At 37.5% G+C, this 1,121-nt stretch carries 1 protein-coding gene; it reads right to left on the bottom strand.

The features are described from left to right. Positions 1 to 6: 6 nt before the first annotated feature. Positions 7 to 1,110, bottom strand: a complete 1,104-nt coding sequence (gene hopJ / locus QU01_RS07855) for a Hop family outer membrane protein HopJ/HopK (RefSeq protein WP_033763438.1) — start codon at positions 1,108 to 1,110, stop codon at positions 7 to 9. Positions 1,111 to 1,121: the final 11 nt, after the last annotated feature.

Below are 1,121 nucleotides of genomic sequence, written 5' to 3'. Positions count from 1 at the left end.
ACCCCCCTAAAAACTATAAACATAACTCACATTAAACGCCACAAGGCGTTTAAAAAACAAAGAAGTGTTTAACCCTTTGCCATGCGTTTCATAAAAGGAATTCACCGCTAAAGGGATTTTCAAACCCATTTCAAAGCCGTTGTGCCTATTGACATTCACACGAACCCCAAAATTCAAAGGGATCTGGAAAAAACTCGTATGCATTTTAGCTTGATAATTCGTCAAGTAATTGTTGATAAAATCCGTTTGGCTCACCCACATGCTCAAACCACTCCCTACCCACGAACTCCCCGCTAAAGCAAAGCCCACATAAAAACCCACGCTCGAATGTTTTTGTGCATTATCAATGAAATTATAAAGATAATCTATCCCAAGCCCATAGAGATGGTTATTCATTTTGCCTAAACCATCAAAGCCATTGCCCACAAAACCAAAATTAGTGTAACCATAGTCATAGAACAAGTAATAGCGAAACCCTTGATTTTTTTTCTTAGTAAAGAAATGCTTATACCCTACGCTCAAACTCACCCCATACATGCTTGAAATGTTTTTAGAATAAGAGCTAGGATCAAGCGCGTTCAAGGAATTTGAAATTTGAGCGATCTGAGAAGATAAAGAAGAAAGCATGCGGTTTTGAGATTGGCTGAATTGTAATTCTAAATTTTTTAAGTTTTCTGCTAATTCTAAAGGGTTAGTAATGGGTTCTTGCATTTTTTCTAACGCTTGGGCTAATTGTGGGTTAGATGCAACGCCACCGCTAAGTGTGACTATTTTTTCAATGTTTTGAAGGGTGGATTGGAGGTAGTATTGTTCGGCTTGCATTTCAGTGGGGGTTAATTTAGCATCGTTTTTCAAAGCGTTGTTGATATATGCAAAGGTGTTGGGCATGCTGGTGATTTCATTTTTAACTTGATTGAGCTTATAGATTTTATTTTGAGCGTTAGAAATGGTTTGGATGCGTTCTTGATTCAAAAAAGGGTTATTGTGTTGGATAGCATGACTGATAGAATATTCAAACCCCACGCTCGCATACGCCCCATTTTCTTCAGCGATACAAAAAGATAAAAGTAAAGGTAAAAAGAATGATGAATGTAATAAGGCTTTTTGCATGGGTTGATCCT

It is taken from the genome of Helicobacter pylori SA221C (genome assembly GCF_000476855.1).
GTDB classification, from domain to species: Bacteria; Campylobacterota; Campylobacteria; order Campylobacterales; family Helicobacteraceae; genus Helicobacter; species Helicobacter pylori_DK.
Note: the sequence above shows the minus strand (reverse complement) of the source record. Positions and strands in the feature narration are given on the sequence as shown.